The 21,641-nt window shown below is 69.6% G+C and carries 16 protein-coding genes; 7 read left to right on the top strand and 9 right to left on the bottom strand.

Annotation, left to right across the window (positions count from 1 at the left end; genetic code table 11):
- Positions 1 to 62 precede the first annotated feature (62 nt).
- The gene (locus O7608_RS19200; protein ID WP_289205904.1) at positions 63 to 1,277 is read right to left on the bottom strand and encodes a globin domain-containing protein; all 1,215 of its coding nucleotides are present in this window, start codon (positions 1,275 to 1,277) and stop codon (positions 63 to 65) included.
- Between the two features lie 272 nt (positions 1,278 to 1,549).
- On the opposite strand from O7608_RS19200, the gene O7608_RS19205 reads away from it, so the two are divergent.
- Positions 1,550 to 1,939, top strand: a complete 390-nt coding sequence (locus O7608_RS19205) for a YciI family protein (RefSeq protein WP_289205905.1) — start codon at positions 1,550 to 1,552, stop codon at positions 1,937 to 1,939.
- Positions 1,940 to 1,953: 14 nt separating this feature from the next.
- A complete protein-coding gene (locus O7608_RS19210) occupies positions 1,954 to 3,183 on the top strand; it encodes an RNA polymerase sigma factor (RefSeq protein WP_289210952.1) in 1,230 nt (409 codons plus the stop codon).
- Positions 3,184 to 3,214: 31 nt separating this feature from the next.
- Here O7608_RS19210 and O7608_RS19215 read toward each other — a convergent pair whose 3' ends face one another.
- Positions 3,215 to 4,459 (bottom strand): cytochrome P450 family protein, encoded by a 1,245-nt coding sequence (locus O7608_RS19215; RefSeq protein WP_289205906.1) that lies wholly within the window; start codon positions 4,457 to 4,459, stop codon positions 3,215 to 3,217.
- 274 nt (positions 4,460 to 4,733) lie between these two features.
- On the opposite strand from O7608_RS19215, the gene O7608_RS19220 reads away from it, so the two are divergent.
- Complete coding sequence (locus O7608_RS19220; RefSeq protein WP_289205907.1) at positions 4,734 to 5,882, top strand: epoxide hydrolase family protein; 1,149 nt, start codon at positions 4,734 to 4,736, stop codon at positions 5,880 to 5,882.
- Between the two features lie 6 nt (positions 5,883 to 5,888).
- Here O7608_RS19220 and O7608_RS19225 read toward each other — a convergent pair whose 3' ends face one another.
- Complete coding sequence (locus O7608_RS19225) at positions 5,889 to 7,220, bottom strand: FAD-dependent oxidoreductase (RefSeq protein WP_289205908.1); 1,332 nt, start codon at positions 7,218 to 7,220, stop codon at positions 5,889 to 5,891.
- A gap of 203 nt (positions 7,221 to 7,423) precedes the next feature.
- On the opposite strand from O7608_RS19225, the gene O7608_RS19230 reads away from it, so the two are divergent.
- Positions 7,424 to 8,584: an epoxide hydrolase family protein gene (locus O7608_RS19230; RefSeq protein WP_289205909.1), complete on the top strand. Its 1,161-nt coding sequence runs from the start codon at positions 7,424 to 7,426 to the stop codon at positions 8,582 to 8,584.
- A 76-nt stretch (positions 8,585 to 8,660) separates the two neighbouring features.
- Here the strand turns inward: O7608_RS19230 and O7608_RS19235 are convergent, their stop codons facing one another.
- Together O7608_RS19235 and O7608_RS19240 are read right to left on the bottom strand one after the other, a co-directional pair.
- Positions 8,661 to 9,845, bottom strand: coding sequence for an acyl-CoA dehydrogenase family protein (locus O7608_RS19235; protein ID WP_289205910.1), 1,185 nt, complete (start codon positions 9,843 to 9,845; stop codon positions 8,661 to 8,663).
- A gap of 170 nt (positions 9,846 to 10,015) precedes the next feature.
- Entirely contained in the window at positions 10,016 to 10,321 is a 306-nt protein-coding gene (locus O7608_RS19240) for a hypothetical protein (protein ID WP_289205911.1), read from the bottom strand.
- Positions 10,322 to 10,542: 221 nt separating this feature from the next.
- Here O7608_RS19240 and O7608_RS19245 point away from each other — a divergent pair, with 221 nt between their 5' ends.
- Together O7608_RS19245 and O7608_RS19250 are read left to right on the top strand one after the other, a co-directional pair.
- The gene (locus tag O7608_RS19245) at positions 10,543 to 11,400 is read left to right on the top strand and encodes an NAD-dependent epimerase/dehydratase family protein (protein WP_289205912.1); all 858 of its coding nucleotides are present in this window, start codon (positions 10,543 to 10,545) and stop codon (positions 11,398 to 11,400) included.
- 77 nt (positions 11,401 to 11,477) lie between these two features.
- Positions 11,478 to 12,704: a glycosyltransferase gene (locus O7608_RS19250; RefSeq protein ID WP_289205913.1), complete on the top strand. Its 1,227-nt coding sequence runs from the start codon at positions 11,478 to 11,480 to the stop codon at positions 12,702 to 12,704.
- A 61-nt stretch (positions 12,705 to 12,765) separates the two neighbouring features.
- Here O7608_RS19250 and O7608_RS19255 read toward each other — a convergent pair whose 3' ends face one another.
- From O7608_RS19255 to O7608_RS19270, 4 genes are read right to left on the bottom strand one after another with little or no spacing between them, the layout of a single operon-like run.
- A complete protein-coding gene (locus tag O7608_RS19255) occupies positions 12,766 to 14,616 on the bottom strand; it encodes an ABC transporter ATP-binding protein (protein WP_289205914.1) in 1,851 nt (616 codons plus the stop codon).
- On the bottom strand, positions 14,613 to 16,505 hold the full coding sequence (locus O7608_RS19260) for an ABC transporter ATP-binding protein (RefSeq protein ID WP_289205915.1): 1,893 nt from the start codon (positions 16,503 to 16,505) through the stop codon (positions 14,613 to 14,615). Before O7608_RS19260 ends, O7608_RS19255 begins: the two co-directional genes overlap by 4 nt.
- Positions 16,502 to 17,398 (bottom strand): glycosyltransferase, encoded by an 897-nt coding sequence (locus O7608_RS19265; protein ID WP_289205916.1) that lies wholly within the window; start codon positions 17,396 to 17,398, stop codon positions 16,502 to 16,504. Before O7608_RS19265 ends, O7608_RS19260 begins: the two co-directional genes overlap by 4 nt.
- Entirely contained in the window at positions 17,398 to 18,117 is a 720-nt protein-coding gene (locus O7608_RS19270) for a DUF899 domain-containing protein (RefSeq protein ID WP_289205917.1), read from the bottom strand. Before O7608_RS19270 ends, O7608_RS19265 begins: the two co-directional genes overlap by 1 nt.
- A gap of 311 nt (positions 18,118 to 18,428) precedes the next feature.
- On the opposite strand from O7608_RS19270, the gene O7608_RS19275 reads away from it, so the two are divergent.
- Positions 18,429 to 21,422 (top strand): 3-keto-alpha-glucoside-1,2-lyase-like domain-containing protein, encoded by a 2,994-nt coding sequence (locus tag O7608_RS19275; protein WP_289205918.1) that lies wholly within the window; start codon positions 18,429 to 18,431, stop codon positions 21,420 to 21,422.
- Positions 21,423 to 21,641 lie beyond the last annotated feature (219 nt).

Here is a 21,641-nt window from a genome sequence, read left to right on the forward strand (position 1 = left end):
ACCGTCGCCGAGCAACAGCTGCGCCTGGCCCGTGCCGCCGCGCACGGCCGGCACGCTGGCCGTCAGCCGCGTAGCATCCCCGGGCCGAACACCTCGTAGGCGATCCGGTCGCTGGACACGCCCCGACGCAGCAGCCCACTGCGGATCCGGTTCATGAACGGCAGCGGCCCGCACAGGTGCACGTAGGCCCCGGCCGGCAGCGGAATCCGGGCCGGATCCACCCGTCCGGCGGAAACTTCGGCACCGAATTCCGGCACCGGGCCGCCGGCCGGGTCCTCGTACCACAGGCGCACCGACAGGTTCGGCAGCTGCTCCCGCAGATGGGAAAGCTCGCCGCGCCGGGCATGGGCGGCGACCCGCCGGTCGGCGTGCACCAGCACCACCTCCCGCTTGGGGTCGGCCACCGACAGGTGCTCCAACGCCGACATCGCCGGGGTCACCCCGATGCCGGCGCTGACCAGCAGCAGCGGCTCCCCGTCGGCACCGACCGCGCTGACCTCGCCGAACGGTGGGCTCAGCCGCAGCGTGTCGCCGACCCGGACCCGGTCGTGCAGGTACGTCGACACCATCCCGTCCGGTGTGTCACCGGTCGCCCGGATCCGTTTGACGGTGATCCGCAGGTCGGCAGTGCCGGGGCGGCCGGAGAGGCTGTACTGGCGGATCTGCTGCCCCCGGTCGCCGTCGAGGTCGACGGCGACCGACACGTACTGCCCGGGAACGAAGGCGGGCACCGGGTCGTCGTCCGCCGGTACGAGCCGTAACGACACCACGTCGGCGGTCTCGGGCACCACCTGCGCGACCCGCCAGTCGCGCCAGACGGGCGCGTCCTCGGCGATGCCCGCCACCGTGTACAGCCGGGCCTCGCGGGCGATCAGTTCGCAGGCCAGCAGCCAGTACACCTCGTTCCAGGCGACGGCGACCTCTGCAGTGACGGCGTCACCGAGGACCTCGCCGACGGCCGCGAGCAGATGTCGTCCGACGATCGGGTACTGGGTGGCGGTGATGCCGAGCGAGGCGTGCTTGTGGGCGATCCGGTCCAGCACCGGACCCCAGGGCACGGCACTGTCGCCGGTGAGGTGCCCGGCGTAGGCGGCGACCGCGGTGGCGAGGGCGGCCTGTTGCGCGCCGGTGGCCTGGTTGCCCCGGTTGAACAGCTGCAACAGTTCCGGGTGGGCACCGAACATCCGCTGGTAGAACCGGGTGGTGATGGCCGTACCGTTGGCCTGGACGGCGGGCAGCGTCGCGGTGACCACCGCGGCTGAGGACTCCGACAGCACACCTGCTCCTTGTCGCTACGTCGACGGGACTCCTGCACACGCAACAGACGCGCAACGTCGCACGTCAGGGCCGAAGGTCCCGCGTCGACGGTGGTGTGGTCAGGGTGACACCACGACGGGCGCGCCGGCTGGACGCCACGCGGGCGCGAAGGTGGGTGTCGGTGGACCGGGCCGCAGCGGTCAGGCGAGCATTCCGCCGGAAGTCGTCGGGCCGTCGTGCCAGGCTGGTGGGACTATCATCGGCAGCGGCGACCGTCAAGCGAGGAGTGAGTGTGAAGTACCTGGTGCTGATCTACAGTAACCCGGTCAACTGGGAGCACCCGATGTTCCTGCATCAGCAGGAGACCCTCGCCCCGGACGAGCGGGACGCCCAGCTGGCGGAGTTCTCCGCCCTGCTCACCGAGATCGCCGAGTCCGGTGAGCTGGTCGGCTCCGGCGCCCTGGGCGATCCGGCCAGCGCCCGGACCCTGCGGAACCGCGACGGTGTCCTGACCGCCACCGACGGTCCCTTCATCGACGCCAAGGAGCACCTCGCCGGCTACTTCCTGCTCGACTGTGCCAGCGGGGACCGGGCCGCCGAGATCGCCGCCCGGTTCCCGGACACCCGCCACGGTGCGGTCGAGGTCCGGCCGGTCCTGGAGTTCGCGGACCACCTGCTGTGAACGCTCCGGCGGAGATGGAGCAACTGCTCCGCCGGCTCGTGCCCCCACTGATCAGGATCCTGGTCCACCGTCACGGCAACTTCGACTCCTGCGAGGACGCGGTCCAGGAGGCACTGCTCGCCGCCGCCGTGCAGTGGCCCGAGCAGGGCCTGCCCGACAACCCGATGAGCTGGCTGTTGACCGTCGCGACCAGACGGCTCATCGACGCCCACCGCAGCGAGGTGTCCCGCCAGCGCCGTGAGACGACGGTCGCCGTACTGACCCGGCCGGAGGATCTCGTCGTGTCCAGTCCGGACGTATCCGACCGGGTCGACCGCGACGACACCCTGCTACTGCTGTTCCTGTGCTGCCATCCGCAGTTGTCCACCGCGTCCCAGATAGCGCTGACGCTGCGGGCCGTCGGTGGGCTGTCGACCGCGCAGATCGCCCGGGCCTTCCTGGTCCCGGAGGCCACGATGGCGCAGCGCATCAGCCGTGCCAAGCAGCGGATGAAGGCCGACGAGGTCAGTTTCAGCCTGCCCCCGCGGCACGAGTGGGCGCAGCGTCTCGGCGCCGTCCTGCACGTGCTGTACCTGGTCTTCAACGAGGGCTACTCGTTGGCCACCGAGGACGATCCGCAGCCCGCGCTGCTGACCCGGGAGGCGATGCGGCTCACCGAGGAGCTGTACCGCAGACTCCCCGACGATGGAGAAGTCGCCGGACTGCTGGCGCTGATGCTGCTGACCGAGGCTCGGCGACCGGCCCGGACCGGTCCCGACGGGGTCCTGGTGCCCCTGGCCGACCAGGACCGCAGCCGATGGAACCAGGAGTACCTGACCCGAGGGCGCCGGATCGTCACCCGGGTCCTGTCGACCGCGCCGATCGGCCCCTACCAGCTGCAGGCGGCGATCGCTGCGGTGCACGCGGACGCGGCCCGGTCGCAGGACACCGACTGGCGGCAGATCGTGCTGCTCTACCAGCTGCTCGTGGCCATCTGGCCGAACCCGGTGGTCCGGCTCAACCAGGCGATCGCGGTGGCGATGGTACGCGGCCCACAGGCCGGCCTCGACGTACTGGCCGCTGTGGAGGCGGACCGGCGGATGACCGCCAACCACCGGATCGACGCGGTTCGGGCCCACCTGTTGGAAATGGCCGGCGACCGGGCCGCAGCACGGTCGGCGTACCTCGTGGCGGCGCAGCGTACCGGCAACGCCGCCGAACGCCGCTACCTGCAGGAATGCGCGGCGCGGCTCACCGGTCGGTGAGCCGCGCCGCGCCACGGCGGGTCCGGGGCGGTCAGCCGGCGGCGGCCGGCACCGGCGCGGTGAGAAGGACCGGCAGCTCGCGGTGGCCGTTCATGATGAAGGTCCCCTGCGGGGCGAGCTCCTCCCGAGGCACAGCGAGCCGCAGGTCGGGAAAGCGCTCGAACAGGGCGGGCAGCGCGATCGACGCCTCCAGCCGGGCCAGCGGCGCGCCGAGGCAGTAGTGCACCCCGTACCCGAAGGAGAGGTGGGACTTGTCGGCCCGGGTGATGTCGAAGCTGTCGGCGGTCTCGCCGTGCACCTCGGGATCGCGGCCGACACCGGCGAAACCGATCAGCACCGGGTCGCCCTTGCGGACCGTCACGCCCGCGAGTTCGACGTCCTCGACGGCGAACCGGAACGGCAGCATCGCCGCCGGTGACTCGGCTCGCAGCGTCTCCTCGATCACCTCGGACCAGTCCACCGCGCCGGAGCGGACCAGCTCGTACTGGTCCGGGTTGGTGACCAGGTTCAGCACGGCGTGGCTGAGCAGGTTCATCAGTGTCTCGGAACCGGCGCCGAGCATGAGGTGCAGGGTGCCGACCATCTCCTCGTCGGTCAGCCGGGACCCGTCCTCCTCCTTGGCGGCGATGAGCAGACTGGTCAGGTCGTTTCCCGGCTCGCGTCGGCGCAGTTCCACCAGGTCCTGCATGGCCTGGTGCCACTGGTCGACGTTGGCGGCGGCCTCCTCCGGTGTGATCGACGTACTGACGTTGACCTCGCCGCCGCGCAGCGCGTCGGCCCGTGACTCCTCGGGCACGCCGAATAGTTCGCAGACGACCTGCGCGGGCAGCGGGTAGGCGAAGGCCTTCTTGAGGTCGACGATGGTCCCCGGCGGTATCGCAGCCATCTTGTCGAGCAGGTCGTGGGTGATCCGTTCGATGAGCGGCCGGGCCTCCTCGACCCGACGGGCGGTGAAACCCCGCGCGATCAGCTTGCGCAGTCGCACGTGGTCGGCGCCGTCATGGGTGGTCATGTTGTCCATCACCACCCACGTGATCATCGGCCAGCCGGGCGGGATCTCGCCGTTGCGCAGCGCTGGCCAGTGCTCGCGAGGATCCTTGAGGAACCGTGGGTCGCTCAGCACCTGCTTGGCCAGCTCGTAGCTGGTGATCGACCAGGCGGACACACCGCCGGGCAGCTCGACTGCGGCGATCGGGCCCTGTGCCCGCAGGCGCGCGGCTTCGGCATGGATGTCCGTACCGCTGGTGTCGAGAACAATTGGGCATCGCTCTGTCATGGACGGGCTCCTGAGCTCGACGAACAATAGAACGTCAACAGCGGGATAAGGGGCGGGATCGTGATGATCTGCGGGCAGCAGAGAACAGTTCCACAGCCCGTCGGCTACCGGCTGCACAACGTGCTTCAGATCGTACGGCCGGGTCCACCCTCGTGTTTTCTTCCAACGTGCCGAATCGATCTGCCATCCCACCCGCAGGCCTGTGCGGCACCTGGCGATGCCAGTACCGTCGGCTGCTACGGCATTGACGCGGGCGAACACCGGGGAGTGTGTGATGGAGCCGTTCCGTATCGAGATTCCGCAGGAGAGTCTGGATGATCTGGCTGCGCGGTTGGCGGGGGTGCGGTGGCCGGTGCAGCCGGTGGGTGCGGGGTGGGAGCGGGGGGTGCCGGTGGGGTATCTGCGGGATTTGGTGGGGTATTGGCGGTCGGGGTACGACTGGCGTGCGGCGGAGGCGCGGTTGAACAAGTTTCCGCAGTTCGTGGCGGAGGTTGATGGGGCGCGGGTGCATTTTTTGCATGTGCGGTCGCCGGAGCCGGGTGCGGTGCCGTTGGTGGTGACGCATGGGTGGCCGGGGTCGTTTGTGGAGTTTTTGGAGGTGGTGGGTCCGTTGGCGGATCCGCGGGGGTTCGGTGGGGATCCGGGGGTGGCGTTCGATGTGGTGGTGCCGACGATTCCGGGGTTCGGGTTTTCGGGTCCGGTGTCGGGTACGGGGTGGACGTTGCCGCGGGTGGCGGGGGTGTGGGCGGAGTTGATGCGGCGGCTGGGCTACGACCGCTACGCCCTGCACGGTGGCGACTTCGGCTCGTTGATCTCGCTGGAGGTCGCCCGCCAGCACCCGGCGCGGGTGCTGGGCGTGCACGTCAACTTCCTGGTCACCGGGGTGGACACGGCCGCCGACCCGGACCTCAGCGACGCCGAGCGGGGCCGGCTGGCGACGATGGCCCGGTTCCACACCGACCCGGCCGGCTACGTCAAGGTGCAGGCGACCCGGCCGCACACCCTGGCCTTCGGCCTGACCGATTCGCCGGTCGGGCAGCTGGCCTGGATCGTGGAGAAGTTCCGCGAGTGGACCGACCCGACGTCGGCGCTGCCCGACGCGGTCGACCGGGACACGCTGCTGACCAACGTGATGCTGTACTGGCTGACCGGTACGGCCGGGTCGTCGGCGGCGCTCTACTACGAGATCGGCGCGCAGTTGCGCGCCGGGGCCCCGCCGGTGGCACCCTGGCCGACCGAGGTGCCGGTGGCGGTGGCGGTGTTCCCGCACGACTTCCTGCTCCCGGTGCGCCGGCAGGCGATGGCCGAGTTGCCGACCATCACCCGCTGGACCGAGTTCGCCCACGGTGGGCATTTCCCGGCGCTGGAGCAGCCGGAGCTGCTGGTCACGGATCTGCGGGCGTTCTTCGCCGACCGACGGTGAGTCGGCTCATTCTCCGGCGGCGGGCCGCCGGCGCAGGACCCGTCGGACGATGTTGGGCCGCATCAGCGCGCTCAGCGGGTCGACCAGACCGGCGGCGCGCAGGAATGCGCCGGACAGCGCCGGGTCGTGTACGGCGGCCGCCTGCAGCCGCGGCACGTACGAGTTGCCGATGCGGACCTTCAGCGTCCGCCGTCCCTGTACCCCGGCGAAACCGAGGTCCGGCCCGGCCGACATGTCCCAGGGCGCGTCGATGGCCCGGGCGACGTCGCGGAAGTAGCCGTCGGCGGCTGGTGCGCCCTGCTGCAGGTGTCGGCCGAGGATCTGGGCCTGTAGCGCGGCGGCCGTCATGCCCTGGCCGTAGACCGGGTTGAAGGTGCAGACCGCGTCCCCGAGCATCAGCAGGCCCTCCGGGAAGCTGTCCATGCGTTCGTAGCGGCGGCGAACGCTCGCCGGGAAGTGGAACGACTTCGGCTCGCTCATCGGCTCGGCGTCGCGCAGCGCCCGGTAGATCTCCGGGACCGGCAACGACCGGACATAGGCCAGCAGCCCGTCCCGGTCGGTCGGTGGGCGGTCGCCGAGCAGACCGGTCAGCGATATCGAGTAGCGGTCCGGCAGACGGGCGAAGATCGCCCCACGGGGCATCTGTGGGGTGGCCACCGGAATGATCGCGATCTGTTCACCGATCGGGTCGAACGGCAGTGGCGGGCGGTAGTGGCAGGTGGTGTAGGTCAGATCCATCTTGACCTTCTCCTCCGCGACCTGCGGATAGCCCAGCTCGACCAGCCAGCGGTGGGTCCGCGAGCCCCGGCCGGTCGCGTCGACCAGCAGGTCCGCGTCGAGGACCTCGGCCTGCCCGTCGGGGTCGCGCAGGTGCACCCCGGTGACCCGGCGGCGGTCCGCCGTGGTGGCCAGGTGCATGACGTCGCACCTGTCGCGGAAGGTGACGTTGCCCAGGTCCTTGACACGCTGGCGGATCCGGGCCTCCAGCAGGGGGCGCCCGGCCGCCACACAGATCAGCCCGGTCTCGGTCTTCCGGATCATCTCGCCGTTGAAGTACCAGCTCAAACTGGTGCCGAAGTCTCCCACCGGCACGCCAATGCCGACCAGTTCGTCGGTGAGCCCGGGAAACAGTTCCTCGAGGATCCGCTGGCCACGGGCCAGGAGCGCGTGAATGTGATGGCCCTGTGGCACGGCCCGGCGGGGGTCGTCCCGCTCGGTCAACTGGTCCCGGTCGATCACCGTGACCTCACGGTAGGCCGGGGCGAGGACCCGGGCGGCCAGACAACCGGCAATGCTGCCACCGAGCACGACGGCCCGGTCGCCGACAATGTGGGCCATGAGTTGACTCCTCGATGGGAGGTGGCATTCGAACGAATATCATGCTAACGCTGTTCTTCGTCAACATTTTCTTCCGGACTGCTCGGTTTCATCCGGACTCCTCAGGCCATCTACCCGTGCTATCTGTCAGTGGCTACTATGAATGGCGGCCCGTGCCGAGATTCTGACTTTCGTGGCCTCCGACAAGTATTGAGGAGTGTGTGATGGAGCCGTTCCGTATCGAGATTCCGCAGGAGAGTCTGGATGATCTGGCTGCGCGGTTGGCGGGGGTGCGGTGGCCGGTGCAGCCGGTGGGTGCGGGGTGGGAGCGGGGGGTGCCGGTGGGGTATCTGCGGGATTTGGTGGGGTATTGGCGGTCGGGGTACGACTGGCGTGCGGCGGAGGCGCGGTTGAACAAGTTTCCGCAGTTCGTGGCGGAGGTTGATGGGGCGCGGGTGCATTTTTTGCATGTGCGGTCGCCGGAGCCGGGTGCGGTGCCGTTGGTGGTGACGCATGGGTGGCCGGGGTCGTTTGTGGAGTTTTTGGAGGTGGTGGGTCCGTTGGCGGATCCGCGGGGGTTCGGTGGGGATCCGGGGGTGGCGTTCGATGTGGTGGTGCCGACGATTCCGGGGTTCGGGTTTTCGGGTCCGGTGTCGGGTACGGGGTGGACGTTGCCGCGGGTGGCGGGGGTGTGGGCGGAGTTGATGCGGCGGCTGGGCTACGACCGCTTCGTCGTGCAGGGCGGTGACCTCGGTGCCTGGATCAGCCTGACCCTCGCCGGCATGTTTCCCGACAAGGTCCTCGGCGCTCATGTGAACTTCCTGGTCACCCCGCCGAGCGGAGACCCGGCCGACCTCGCCGGCCTGTCCGGGACCGAGTTGTCGCGGCTGGGGTTGCTGACCACCTACGCCAACGAGCTGTCGGGCTACATGAAACTGCAGACCACCCGGCCGCAGACCCTCGCGTACAGCTTGACGGACTCGCCGGTCGGCCAGCTGGCCTGGATCGTGGAGAAGTTCAAGGACTGGACCGACTCGGCATCGGTGCCGGAGGACGCGGTCGACCGGGACACCCTGCTGACCAACGTGATGCTCTACTGGCTGACCGGCACCGGTGCGACCTCTGCGCACTTCTACTTCGACAACGCCGACGTGATGCCGACCGCACCCACCCCGCCGCCCCCGCCCCCGCCGCTGCAGGTGCCTCTGGGGGTGGCGGTCTACCCGCGCGATCCCGCCCAGCCGATCAGGCGGTTCGCGGACCAGGGGTTCCCGAACATCGTCCACTGGGCGGAGTACGACCGAGGGGGGCATTTCCCGGCCCTGGAGGTGCCGGACCTGTTCGTCGAGGACCTGCGGCAGTTCGCCCGCGCCCTGCCGCGCTGATCGGAGCAGGCTGTCGCCGAGGAGGCCGGCGTGGACCGTCAGGTCCACGCCGGCCTCCTCGGCGACAGCCGCCGGCCTACACGAACGGCGAGTTCGGCTCCAGTCCGCACAACACTCGTCCGTAGAGTTCGAGGTTGTTGCTCGGCAGATTCAACGCGTGCAACGCCATCGCCTGGATATCGCGTTGCAACCGCTGGATCGGCACCTGTGAATAGATGGAGGATCCGCCGCTTGCCAGGGCGACGATGTCGGTCGCCTCCTTCGCCAGCTGGCACACCCGACCCACCGCCACCCGGGCGTAGGCGCGTTCCTGCAACGTCCAGGGCTCGTCGGCATCGGACTTGCCATCCACCATGTCGGCGAGCCGGTAGGCGTGGTACTCCGCCTCGTCGATCTTCAAGCTCGCCTCGGCCACCTGAAGGTGGGTGTACGGTGCCTCACGCTGGCTGTCGTAGCTGGTGTAGGTGATCGCCCGTCCCGGCAGGCGCTCGAAGAAGCCCTCCAGGGCGCCCTTGGCCACCCCGACCATCTTGCCGACCGTCGCCGCCGAGATCGCCGCGATCATCGGTGCACGGTACAGCCGCAGGTCGGCGTTGAGTGTGGAGTAGTACTGCTGACCGAGCAGCGGACCGATCCGGACGTAGCGGTGTGCGGGAATGAACAGGTCCTGGGCGAGGGCCGTGACGCTGCCCGTGCCGCGCAACCCGCCCACCTGCCAGTCGTCGACGAGTTCGACGTCGCCGACCGGCACCACCGCCATGATCGGCTCCATCCCGCCGTCGGCGGTGGGCAGCAGGGCCGACAGCAGCTTCCACTGACTGTGCGCGGCTCCGCTGTTGAAACCCCACCGTCCGGTCACCTGGATGCCACCGTCGACCGGCTGCGCGGTGCCGGTCGGGGCCAGTGTGCCGCAGACCCGTACGTCGGGGGTCGAGAACACCTCGTCCTGCGCCTCGTCGGGGAACAACCCGAGATTCCACGAGGTGATCCACCAGACCGCGACGGTGAAGGCGGTCGCCGAATCGCCACGGCCGAGGTGCATCGCGACCTCGACCATGGTCCGGGCGTCACACTCGTAGCCGCCGAACCGGCGGGGCAGCCGCATCCGGAAGATGCCGGCGTCGGCCATCGCCTCGACGACGTCGTCGGCCAGGCGCCGGTTCTCGTCCGCCCATTGCGCCCGCGAGCGCAACAACGGTACGAGATCCGCGGCACGCGTGACGAGTTCCGCTCGCGCCGGGATGGTGGAAGTAGTGGTCATCGTTCCTCCGTCTGGTGTCGGTGGTGCGGGTTCCCCACCCGACTGTGATGTTCGGCGATGCCCGGCGCATCTTTGATTGCGCCTTTCTGTGGCACCCCGCAGGGCGGTCGTGCGCGGGGACGGGCGCCCCACACGACCAGCGCCGGACGGGGCCGGGGCGGGCCCGGCCGTCAGCCGAAGTCGACCCCGTAGCTGCCGATGACGGTGGCACCTCCGGCCGTCGGCGGGCCGGCCGCCCGCGTCCCGAACTCACGCTGGAACTCCTGGAACGCGGCGAAGTCCGGCAACGAGGCGGCACCCGGCTCAGAGACACCGATATGGACGAACGTGACACCGTCGGCGAGTCGGAAGGCGGCGTACCGCAACCCTTGTGGACAGGCGACGGCCAGTTCGGCGAAGACGTTCTCGACCAGTTTCTGATTCTGGTCGGCCGTTTCGGGTCGCATCTGGTACCGGACGACGAAGGCCTCGCTCATGACGACTCCCGGGCAGGCAGGGTAGATCAGGACATGGGTCGGTGCCAGGATGGGCAGGCACCGGCGGGGAACGCATCTCGCAGATTGCTCACTTTGCTGCTTCTGGAATACGTCGAATTCGTCCCGCCGATGCCACGATGCAGGGGTGAGTGGGCGGCCACCTACGGCGGCGGGCAGGCGGTAGGCCCGCCGACCGATACGTCGGGAGAAGGGACATCGCCATGTCCGGGTCGAAAGTGCTCGTCATCGGGGCCGCCGGCTACATCGGCTCGGCCGTCGCGGCGGCGTTCGCCGCCGCCGGTCACCGGGTGTCCGGGTTGCAGCGACCCGGCGGTCGTCCGGTCCCACGCGCCTACCGCGCCGTACCTGGTGACCTCACCGACCCGCCTTCGCTGGTCGCGGCCGTCGACGGGTTCGACTTGGTGGTGCACGTGGGCGCGTTGCGTGACGACCGGTACGAGCAGCCCGGGTTGCGCGCCCTGCTCGGTACCGGGACACCGATGCTGTACACGTCGGGCGTCGACGTGCTCGGGCCCGGTGAGGTCACCGAGGACAGCCCGCCCGAGCCCCACCCGATCGTGGCCTGGCGGGCACCGAGCGAGATCGCCGTACGTGCCCACGGTGGCCGGTTGATCCGGCCCGGCCTCGTCTACGGCAACGGCGGCGGCGTCGTACACCACATGCTGGCACCGATGACCGCCCGGCTGGGCTGCGGCATCTTCCTCGGTGAGCCAGGCGTGCGGTGGGCGGCGGTGCATGTCGAGGACCTGGCCCGGCTGTTCGTCGCGGTCGCCGAGCGGGCGGCACCGGGCACCGCCTGGAACGCCGTCGCCGAGACCGTCCGGGTCGACGACATCGCCCGGGCGATCGGTGGCGGCGTGGCCAGGTCCCTGCCGGTCGACCAGGCGCCGCCGGAGATTCACGACATCGCCGGCCTGTTCCGCTACGACCAGGCGGTCTCGGCCGAGCGGACCCGCCGGGAGATGTCCTGGCAACCGGTGCACGAGTCGATCCTCGACGAACTCGGTCGCTGGTCGCCCGCCGCCCGGTCGGATCACGCGCTCGAAGGTCACCGCTAGTCCACGGTGCTCACGCTCGCCCGCGTCAAGATGGAGGACGTGCTGTGTCCGTACCCGTTTCCCGGTCGAGGATCTCGGTGGTCGTCCCGACCTACAACCGCAGTGCCTATGTCCGGCACACCTTGGCCAATCTGGCGCGCCAGACCCTGCCGCCGGACGAGTTCGACGTGATCGTCGCCGACGACGGCTCCACCGACGACACCCGCGAGGTGGTCGAGTCGTTCGCCGGCAAGCTGCAGGTCGCCTACCACTACCAGCCGGACGAGGGGTTCCGGGCACCGGCGGCGCGCAACGCCGGGGCCCGGCTGGCCCGGTCGCCGCTGCTGGTCTTCTTCGACGCCGGGGTGATCCCCGGCCCGGACTGTCTCCGCCAGCACCTGGCCCTGCACGCCGACCCGCAGGCACACCGGGCGGTCATCGGCTACGCCTACGCCTACAACCCGCCGTACCCGATGCCGGGCATCGCCGAGGCGCTGGCCGAACTTCCTCCGGAAGCGGTGGTCGAGCGGTTCCGGCGCAACCCGGCCTTCCTGGACATTCGCCATGTCGAGATGGCCGCCTGCGACTTCGACGTCAGCCGTCGGGCGCTGCCGTGGACGCTGTTCTTCAGCCTGAACTGCTCCGTGCGCGCCGACGACTACTGGCGGGCCGGCGGCTTCGCCGAAGCGTTCCGCAAGTGGGGCCTGGAGGACATGGAGGTCGCCTACCGGCTGCACCGCGACGGCGTGTCGTTCGTCGTGTCCCGCGACGCGTGGATCGTCGAATCCCCGCACGAGCGCAGCGAGGAAGCGAACTGGCTGGCGATCCAGGAGAACATCGACGTCTTCCTGGCCCGTCATCCCGAGCCGGTGATCGAGCTCGGCTGGGGCCTGATCAAGAACGAGCTGATCTGGGAATGGGACGACGAGTACCAGCGGCTGACCCGCTGGCTCGACCAGATCCGCGACCGTCAGGTCATCGACGAACTGGCCGGCGCGCTGGCGCGGATGGAGGACCCGGGGCGGATCGCCGTACTGGGCGCCGGAGCGGCGGTGCCGGCGACGATGCCCGACGCCGTCCTGCTCGAACCGGACGGTGAGCTGTGCCGGTCGGCCGCCGACGATCGGCAGCGTACCCATGCTCTCGGGTTGCGCACTCCGTTGGCCGACTCCGCCGTGGACACCGTCCTGATCACGTCCCGGCTGGCCGGGCTCTGGGACCGCTGGGGGCCGCAGTTGCTGGCCGAGGGGCGGCGAATCGGGCGTCGGGTCCACCTCACCGGCGACTTCGGTGACCCGGTGCTGGGGTTGCGGACCGACGCCTGACGGTGGTCGGCGGTCCGGTGGTCGGCCGCCCGCGTCCGGCGCGGGCGGCCGACCGGCCGCCCTACCGGTAGGCCTCGGCCTGCAGCGTGAACAGCTCCGCGTACAGTCCGCTGTCGGCCAGCAGTGCGCTGTGCGTGCCGACCTCGGCGACCCGGCCGTCACGCAGGACCACGATCAGGTCGGCCATCCGGACGGTCGAGAAGCGGTGCGAGACGAACACCGTGATCGCCCCCGACGCCTCCGCCACCCGGACCGCCTGATCGGCGTACCGTTCGAACAGCGCGTGTTCGGCGGCCGGGTCCATCGCCGACGCCGGCTCGTCGAGCACCAGCAGCAGGGGCTGCCGACGCATCATCGCCCGACCCAGCGCGAGCCGTTGCCACTGTCCGCCGGACAGTTCCGCGCCGTCGGCGTAGCTCTTGCCGAGCTGGGTACGCAGCCCGTCCGGCAGGTGCGTCAGTACGCTGCGGGCCTGTGCCCGGACCAGTGCGTCGTGCACCGCCTCGGGGGAGTCCGCCTGTGGCAGGTCCCCGAGGCCGACGGCATGCTGCAGGTCGAACTCGTAGCGGGCGAAGTCCTGGAAGCCGACCGAGATCCGCTCCCACCACTGCGGCGTGTCCATGGCCGCGAGGTCGACCCCGTCGACGAGGATCCGCCCACCGGTCGGCCGGTAGAAGCCGCACAGCAACTTGATGAGGCTGGTCTTGCCGGCACCGTTCTCGCCGACGATCGCCACCCGGGCACCCGCCGGCAGGGTCAGCCGCACGTCGCGCAGCACCGGCACGTCGGTGCCGGGGTAACTGAAACTGACGTCGGCGAACTCGATGCCACGCGTCAACCGTTGCGTCGGCGCGGGCTGCGTGACCAGCGCCGACTGCGCAGGCACCGGTGCCGGCAGGTCGTCGGTCGGAGCCGACCCGGACACGGGCCGGTGCCGGTCGGCGGCGTCGACGGTTGCCCGGAAGTCGGCCAGTCGCCGGTAGGCGCTGGCCATCCGTTGCAGATCCTGCAGCAGGGTCACCGCCATGGTGACCTGTTGGTTGACCGCGACCGCCAAGACGATCACCAGGACGATGTCACCGATGGCCCGTTGCCCGGTGATCGCGTCCCGCACCACCAGCAGCACCGCGCCGACGTAGCCGAGCGCGAAGATGAGCTGCCCGGCGGCCTGCACCGCCGTACCGGTCAAGTGGGCCCGCCACAACCGCCGGGTGGCGCTGTCCCACAGCCGGGCGTGCCGGTCCCGCAGCTCACCGGCGAGCCGGAACACCCGCAGCTCGCCCGCGTGGGTGGCGGACGTGGCCAGGTGGAACAGGTTGAGGGCGACCCGGGTGGGTTCGGCGGTCGCGGTCCGCGAGGCGTCCCGGATCCGTTCGGCGATCCGCCCGGCCACCAGCGGCGGGACCGCTGCCAGTGGCAGCAGCAGCAGGACCGGATTGACCCAGGCGAGCAGGATGCCGGTCAGTACGATCGCCAGACTCAGCCCCAGCCCGTTCATCAGTGACTCCAGGCTGGTGCGGAACTGCCGGCTCTCCTGCTGCAGTACGGTGAGCGCGTCGGCCTGGTCCGGCTGCTCGTGATGGTCGATCAGTACGGATCCGTTGGACAACCGGAGCAGTTGCTCGTCGAAGTCGAGCTCGGCCAGTTCGGACAGTTCGAAGTAGGCCACGTGCGCGAAGTGCGAAAAGGTCAGACTGGCGATGACCAGAGCGGCGGCGGCGACCCCGGCGACGGTCGCGTCCGCCGTCCGGCCGGTGACCACCGCGTTGGTCATCACTCCCAGCACCACCGCCAGCATCGGTGCCGCCGCGGCACCGGCGAGCATCAGTACCACCGAGACGAACGTCTTGCGGCGGTCCAGACGCCAGGAGGTGGCCAGGATCCGGGCACTGACCCGCAGTACGCCGATCATGCGACCACCTCCGCCGGATCCACGAACCGGTCGGCCTGCAACCGGAACAACCGCGCGTACTGCCCGCCCAGCGCCATGAGTTCGTCGTGTCCGCCCTGTTCGATGACGACGCCGTCGGCGATCACCACGATCCGGTCGGCCCGGCGCACGCTGGAGAACCGGTGTGAGATCAGCAGTGTCGTCGCCTGCTGGGTCAACCCGGCGAACTCGTCGAAGAAGCGGGCCTCGGCCCGTACGTCGAGACTGGCCGTCGGTTCGTCGAGCACGACGATCGACGCACCGTGGCGCAGGGCGAACAGCGCGCGGGCCAACGCGACCCGCTGCCATTGCCCGCCGGACAGGTCGACCCCGCCGGTGAGGTGCCGGGCCAGCGGCGTGTCCATTCCGGCGGGCAGGCCCTCCAGCGTCGATCCGAGGCCGACGGCCTCGGCGGCGGCCCGGACACCGGCGGTGTCGTGCCGGGCGTGGACCGCGCCGAAGACGATGTTGTCGGCGGCTGACGCCTCGTACCGGGCGAAGTCCTGGAAGATCACCCCAAGGCGGGCCCGCCACTGGTCGACCGGATAGTTCGCGATGTCGACCCCGTCGAGGTAGATCCGACCCGAGGTCGGCTCGTACAGCCGGGCGAGAAGCTTGACCAGGGTGGTCTTGCCGGCACCGTTGAGCCCGACGATGGCGGTGCACTGGCCGACCGGGATGGTCAGGTTCAGCCGGTTGAGCACCGGTCGGTCCTGACCCGGATAGTGGAAGCTGACGTCGTCGAACCAGATCTGCGACTCCGGTCGAGGCACGGCGGTGGCCGCCGTCGGCGCGGTGGAAGTCGTGCCCGGTCCACCGCGCGCGTCGCCGCGGTCGTCGGTGGATTCCCGGGTCACGCTGTCCGCGTGGGCCGCGAAGCGCCGGACCGCCTCGTAGGCGTGCATGCCGATCGCGGTGGCCGCGTCCGCCTCCGGGTAGTACTCGCTGAGCCGTAACATGCCCAGGATCGCCTGCATGACCAGCACGAACGTCGTCAGAGCGGCGGCTTCGGCGGTGCTGCCCAGGGCGGCGAACACCGCCGTGCTCACCAGCAGGCCCCAGGACGCGAAGCCGATGAACGGCCACAGGTAGATGCGTCGTCGGGCCGCCCACACCGGTCGCAACAGCCCGAGGTACGCCTCCCGCAGGGTCTGCTGCAGCCATCCGACCAGCCCGAAGATGCGGATCTCCTTGCCGGCCGCACTGCCGGTGGCCAACTGCCGGACGTAGTCGACCTTGCGCTCCGGGGTGGCCAGGTCGAACCGGACCTGCGCGTACTTGCGCAGTCCACCTCGCTGCCCGTACCGGAACAGCAGCACGGCGCTGCCCAGGCCGATCGCCGCCAGCCAGGAGAAGTGCATTCCGACCAGCACCGCGTAGCCGGTGAGCTGGGTGTAGCGGGCGATGAGCGCCAGCAGCCCGGGCACCGCCTGACCGGGACTCTGGAAGCCGAACTCCAACTCGCGCGCGGCGGTGCGCAGGTGGTTGAGCACCTGTTGGTTCTCGAGCGCGGCGACCCCGGTGCCGCGCAGTGACGCGGCCATCAACTCGTCGAAGACGTGGCCGTCGATGCGGCGCGACACCAACGTTCCCAGTGAGGTGGCCACCGGGGCGAGGATCTGCTGGCCCACGAAGGCCGCGGCGGCGATCAGGAACACCGTGACCAGCGCGTCCCAGGCCGGCGAACCCAGCCCGTCGGTGACCGCCTGCGGCACCCGGCCGATCACGACGCTGGTGGCGACGATGAACGCCACCGGCAGCAGGCCGAGTACCAGGTAGATCGCGGCGAGCAGCGTCACCGGGGCGATCCCGGCCCGCGGTGCCAGCCGGACGATGTTCCATCGCTCCGTGACCCGGTCCCGGCTGATCATCGGCGCTGCAATTCGTACTCGGCGCAGCTGGGCAGGCCGCGCTCCCGGATGATGTCGTTGATGTTGAGCGGGTGAACCTCCAGGGTGGAGAAACCGGGCATCAACGACATGATGGGGGTACCGTACTTTTCGACCATGTAGCGGTAGTTCGCCGCCTCCCGTGCCCGCGAGGCCAGCGGATGCGGCACGTGCAGGCTGGCGGCGTCCCGGTTCAGCACGATCCGAGCGCCGGCCCGGTGCAGCCGGTAGCCCAGGTCGAGGTCCTCACCACCCCAGCCCTCGAACGACTCGTCGAACATGCCGACCGCCCGTACCTGGTCGGTGTTCGCGGAGGTGTTGCAGGTGAAGTAGACGACCCAGGGGGCGGGCAGGTCACCGAAGTCGTCGCCGTACTTGGCGTAGAAGTCCTCCCGGATGTCCGGCCACAGCCCACGCTCGCGGACCAGTGCGATCGATCCGTCGGCGTCGGCGTAGTCCAACGTCCGGTTCATCCGTCCGGACTCGCGTTCGTGCAGCAGCAGGCAGTAGGCGTACCCGATCACGGCGACCGGCCCGGCGTGGGCCTCGTGGGTGTCGACGTGCGCCCGTAGACATCCTGAGTGGGCGATGACCCCGTCGTCGAGGAAGACGCAGATGTCCGACCGCGCCTCGGTGATGCCCAGGTTGCGGGCGGCGGCCGCCCGCGACCCGGTGTCGGCCTGGAAGAAGTAGCGTAGGTCGAACCGGTCGGCGAAGCCCTGCACCATCTCACCGGTGCCGTCGGCGGATCCGTCGTCGACGACCAGCACCTCGAACTCGTCGCGGGGCAGCGACTGGCGGGTCAGTGACGTCAAGGTGTACTCGAGCAACCGCCGTCGGTTGTAGGTCGGAATGATCACACTGCACCGGGGCATCAGGCCGCTCCGTTCCCGTCGTACCGGTCGTGGTGGCGCAGCCAGGGACGACCGGGCGCGTCCTGTCGGCCGAGCGCGGTCAGGTCGAGGTAGTTGTAGGTGCCGTGCAGCAGGTCGGTGCTGTGTGCGTAAGCGGAGTAGGTGTGCAGCACGGTGTCACCGTCGCGCAGGAACACGCTGACCCCGCCCTGCTCACCCTGGGTGAACCAGACCTCGCCGTCGGCCTCGAGCGTCGCCTTGTCCTTGAAGTTGTACGTCACCGGTGCCACCGACTCGTCGAGCGTGACGTGGAAGTCGTAGTTGAAGGAGCTGCCGTACGACGAGTACCACGGCACGGACCAGCCCATCCGCTCGCGGAACGCGGCGATCTTCGTGGCCGGGGCCCGGGACACGAGGACGAGCGTGGTGTCCCGGGAGTGCAGGTGAGACAGGTGGCCGATGTTGTCGGCGAGGAAGGAACAGTGCTTGCAGCCTTCGTCCCAGGCCGGGTCGAACATGAAGTGGTACGTGATCAGTTGCCGCCGGCCGTCGAACAGGTCCAGCAGGGTCGCCGTGCCGGTCGGGCCGTCGAAGACGTACTCCTTTTCGATCTTCACCGCCGGTAGCTGTCGACGCTGCTCGGCCACCGCCGCCCACATCCGGGCGGCCTCCTCCTCCTTGGCCAGCAGTTCCTTGCGTGCGGTGAGCCAATCGTGTCGAGCGACGATCTGTCGAGTCATGGTGTGTTGCCCCTGCGGTAGTAGTTCGCCGGTTGGCGCTTCCGATGGGTAGTCGGAGCCGACCGGCCGGACTCGACACTGGTCTGCCGGCGGCCCTCGGCGCCGGGTTCCAGGCTGGCCTTCAGCCGCCACTGGTGGATCTTTCGACCTAACGTTCAAAAGTTCGAGTATTTCCATCGGAAGATCTTGCTACCCGAGCGAATGTGGCTCATGATGTGCCGCAGTCGTGATCGAGATCATCGCGTCCGCCGAGCAGCACACCTCGGTGATGGTTCCGACCGGCACCCACCCGCACCGCCGAAGGGGGAGGAATGTCTCCACACCCACCACGATTCCGTCGACCAGTCACGTTCGCCGCCGCCGCGGTCATGCTCGGTTCGTTGGCCACCGTCGGCGCGTCGCCGGCCGCCGCCCAGAGCACCGACCTGCCACCGCAGGAACCAGGCGTGACGCTGCGTACCTACGACGTGCGGGTACCGCTGTCGGAGATCTGTACTCTCAAGCCTGGCCAGACCCCCAACGTCGACAAGCTGATGCCGGTCGTCGACTGGTCCACCGCCGCCGACTTCGGCTTCGAGGACAACTTCGTCACGCACGCGCTCGCCAACCTGCACATCGCCACCGCGGGGACCTACACCTTCCGGCTGACCAGCGACGACGGCTCCCGGCTCTACATCGACGACGCGGTGGTGGTCGACCACGACGGGCTGCACGGTGCCACCTCCATGGACGGCGCGGTCACCCTGACCGAGGGACACCACGCGCTGCGGGTCGAGTACTTCGAGGCCGGCGGCGGCCAGCAGCTCACCCTGGCGTGGCAGCCACCGGGCGCGGCGGACTTCGTCGTCGTGCCCAGCTCCGTGCTGAGCACCGACGCCGGCGTGGTCCGGGTGACCGCGCCCGGCCGCAAGGAGTGCCAGGGGGTCACCGACACTCCCGGCGACGGGCTTCCGCTGGACGGGGTGCACCCCGACTACACCCTGACCGACCTGCGCCCGGACGGCTTCCAACCACAGGTCTCCGGAATGGCCTGGACCGCCGACGGTCGGCTGGTCATCGCCACCTGGGGCGGCAGCGAACAGTTCAGCGGCGAGGTCTACATCGTCGAGAACGTCACCGGGGACAGCGGCCCGGACGAGGTGACCTACAAGCGGGTCGCCAGTGGCCTCAACGAGCCGATGGGCGTGGCCGTCGTCGACGGCATGATCTACGTCTCGCAGAAGCACGAGCTCACCGAGCTGCGCGACACCAACGGCGACGACGTCGCCGACGAACTGCGGACGGTCGCCAGCTGGCCGTACGGCGGAAACTTCCACGAGTTCGCCTTCGGGCTGCTCTACAAGGGCGGCAACTTCTACCTGAACCTGTCGGTGGCGATCGACTACGGCGGCGCGACCACCAACCCGCAGCCGGTGGCCAACCGGGGGACCAGTGTCGTGGTGAACCGACGTACCGGCAAGGTCAGCTACGTCGCCGGTGGGCTGCGTACCCCCAACGGCATCGGCTGGGGGCCGGACAACGAGCTGTTCGTCACCGACAACCAGGGCGGCTACCTGCCGGCCAGCAAGTTGGTCCATATCCAACCCGACCAGTTCTTCAACCACTACACCAACCCGGCCGGGCCGTACGACGCCAACCCGGTGACCCAGCCCGCGCTCTGGCTGCCGCAGAACGAGATCGCCAACTCGCCCAGCACCCCGGTGCTGCTCAAGAAGGGCCCGTACCGGGGGCAGTTCCTGATCGGCGACGTCACCTACGGTGGGCTGCAGCGGGCGTACCTGGAGAAGGTCAAGGACCAGTACCAGGGCGCGGTGTTCCGGCACACCCAGGGCCTGGAGGCCGGCGTCAACCGGGTCACCCTCGGCCCGGACGGTGCCATCTACGTCGGTGGGCTCGGCGCCGACGGCAACTGGGGCCAGCCCGGCAAGCTGCGGTACGGCCTGCAGAAGCTCACCCCGAACGACAACCGTACGTTCGACATGAAGTCGATGAGCGCCACCCCGAACGGCTTCAAGATCGAGTACACCCGGCCGCTGTCCACGGCGACCATTCAGGACATCGCCGGGCGCTACCAGGTCGAGCAGTGGCGCTACGCGCCGACCCCGACCTACGGAGGCCCGAAGGTCGACGAGGAGTCGCTGCGGGTCAGTGGGGTCAAGGTCTCCAACGACCGGCGGACGGTCTGGCTGACCATCGACGGGCTCCAGCAGGGCCGCGTGGTGCATCTGCGCTCGCCCCGGTCGTTCACCGCGTCCAACGGCGAGCAGCTGTGGAGCACCGAGGCCTGGTACACCCTCAACGCCATCCCCGGTGTCCAGCCCGACCGGGTCTTCTACGAGGCCGAGGAGGGCCACCGCCAGGGCAGCGCCCGGGTCGACACCGAGCACGCCGGCTTCTCCGGGGTCGGCTTCGTCGCCGGGTTCGGGGACCTCAACGCCGCGACGACCGTACACGTCGACGTGAAGCGCAACGGCGAGTACGAGGTGGGGCTGCGCTACAGCAACGGTCCCAACCCGTTCTCCGGCGACAAGACCGTCAGCATCTACGTCAACGGCGAGAAGGTACGCCAGACGGTCCTGCCGTCCACCGTCACCTGGAAGGAGTGGGCGACCAAGTCCGAGCTGCTGACGTTGCGCAAGGGTGTCAACGCCATCCAGTACCGGGTGGAGACCGGCGACACCGGACACGTCAACCTGGACCTGGTGACCGTGCGTCAGCCCGGCGAACGGATCGTGCTGTTCGACGGTGGCGACCTGGCGGAGTGGCAGCACACCGACGGGCGTTCGGCGAGCTGGCCGCGACTGGCCGACGGGTCGATGGAGGTCTGCTGCGGCGATCTGCGTACCCGCCAGGCGTTCGGCGACTTCCGGTTGCACGTCGAGTTCAAGGTGCCGCAGCTGCCGGCCGACGTGACCGGGCAGAACCGCGGAAACAGCGGTGTCTACCTGCAGGAACGCTACGAGATCCAGATCCTCGACTCGTACGGTGACCCGACCCTGGACACCAACGAGGCAGGTGCGATCTACCTGCAGAAGGCGCCGGACGTCAACGCCGCGCGGCCGGCGGACACCTGGCAGACGTACGACATCACCTACCGGGCCGCCCGTTACGACGGTGCCGGTACCAAGACCGAGGATGCCCGGGTGACGCTGGTCTGGAACGGCGTGACCGTCCACGACGATGTCGCCATCACCGGTCCGACCGGCGGCAACATCCCCGAGGGGCCGGCCACCGGATCCATCAGGTTGCAGGACCACCAGAACGCCGTGCAGTACCGCAACATCTGGATCGAGCCGTTGAGCTGATCCGCCTACCTCCGGCGGCGCCGGGCCGGGTCCACCGGTCCGGCGCCGCCGGCTGTCGCCGCGTCCGTCACGGGCTGTCGTCCCACAGCGATATTCAATCGTTTCGTGACGGGCGACGAGAAATTGTTGACATTGGGTGTGCCGGTGGTTGACCATGGCCGGACGGCGGGGTGACCACGCTCACACCGAGCCGCACCTGCGCCCCGGGTGCACCCGCCT

The organism is Solwaraspora sp. WMMA2056, from assembly GCF_030345095.1.
Lineage (GTDB): Bacteria > Actinomycetota > Actinomycetes > Mycobacteriales > Micromonosporaceae > Micromonospora_E.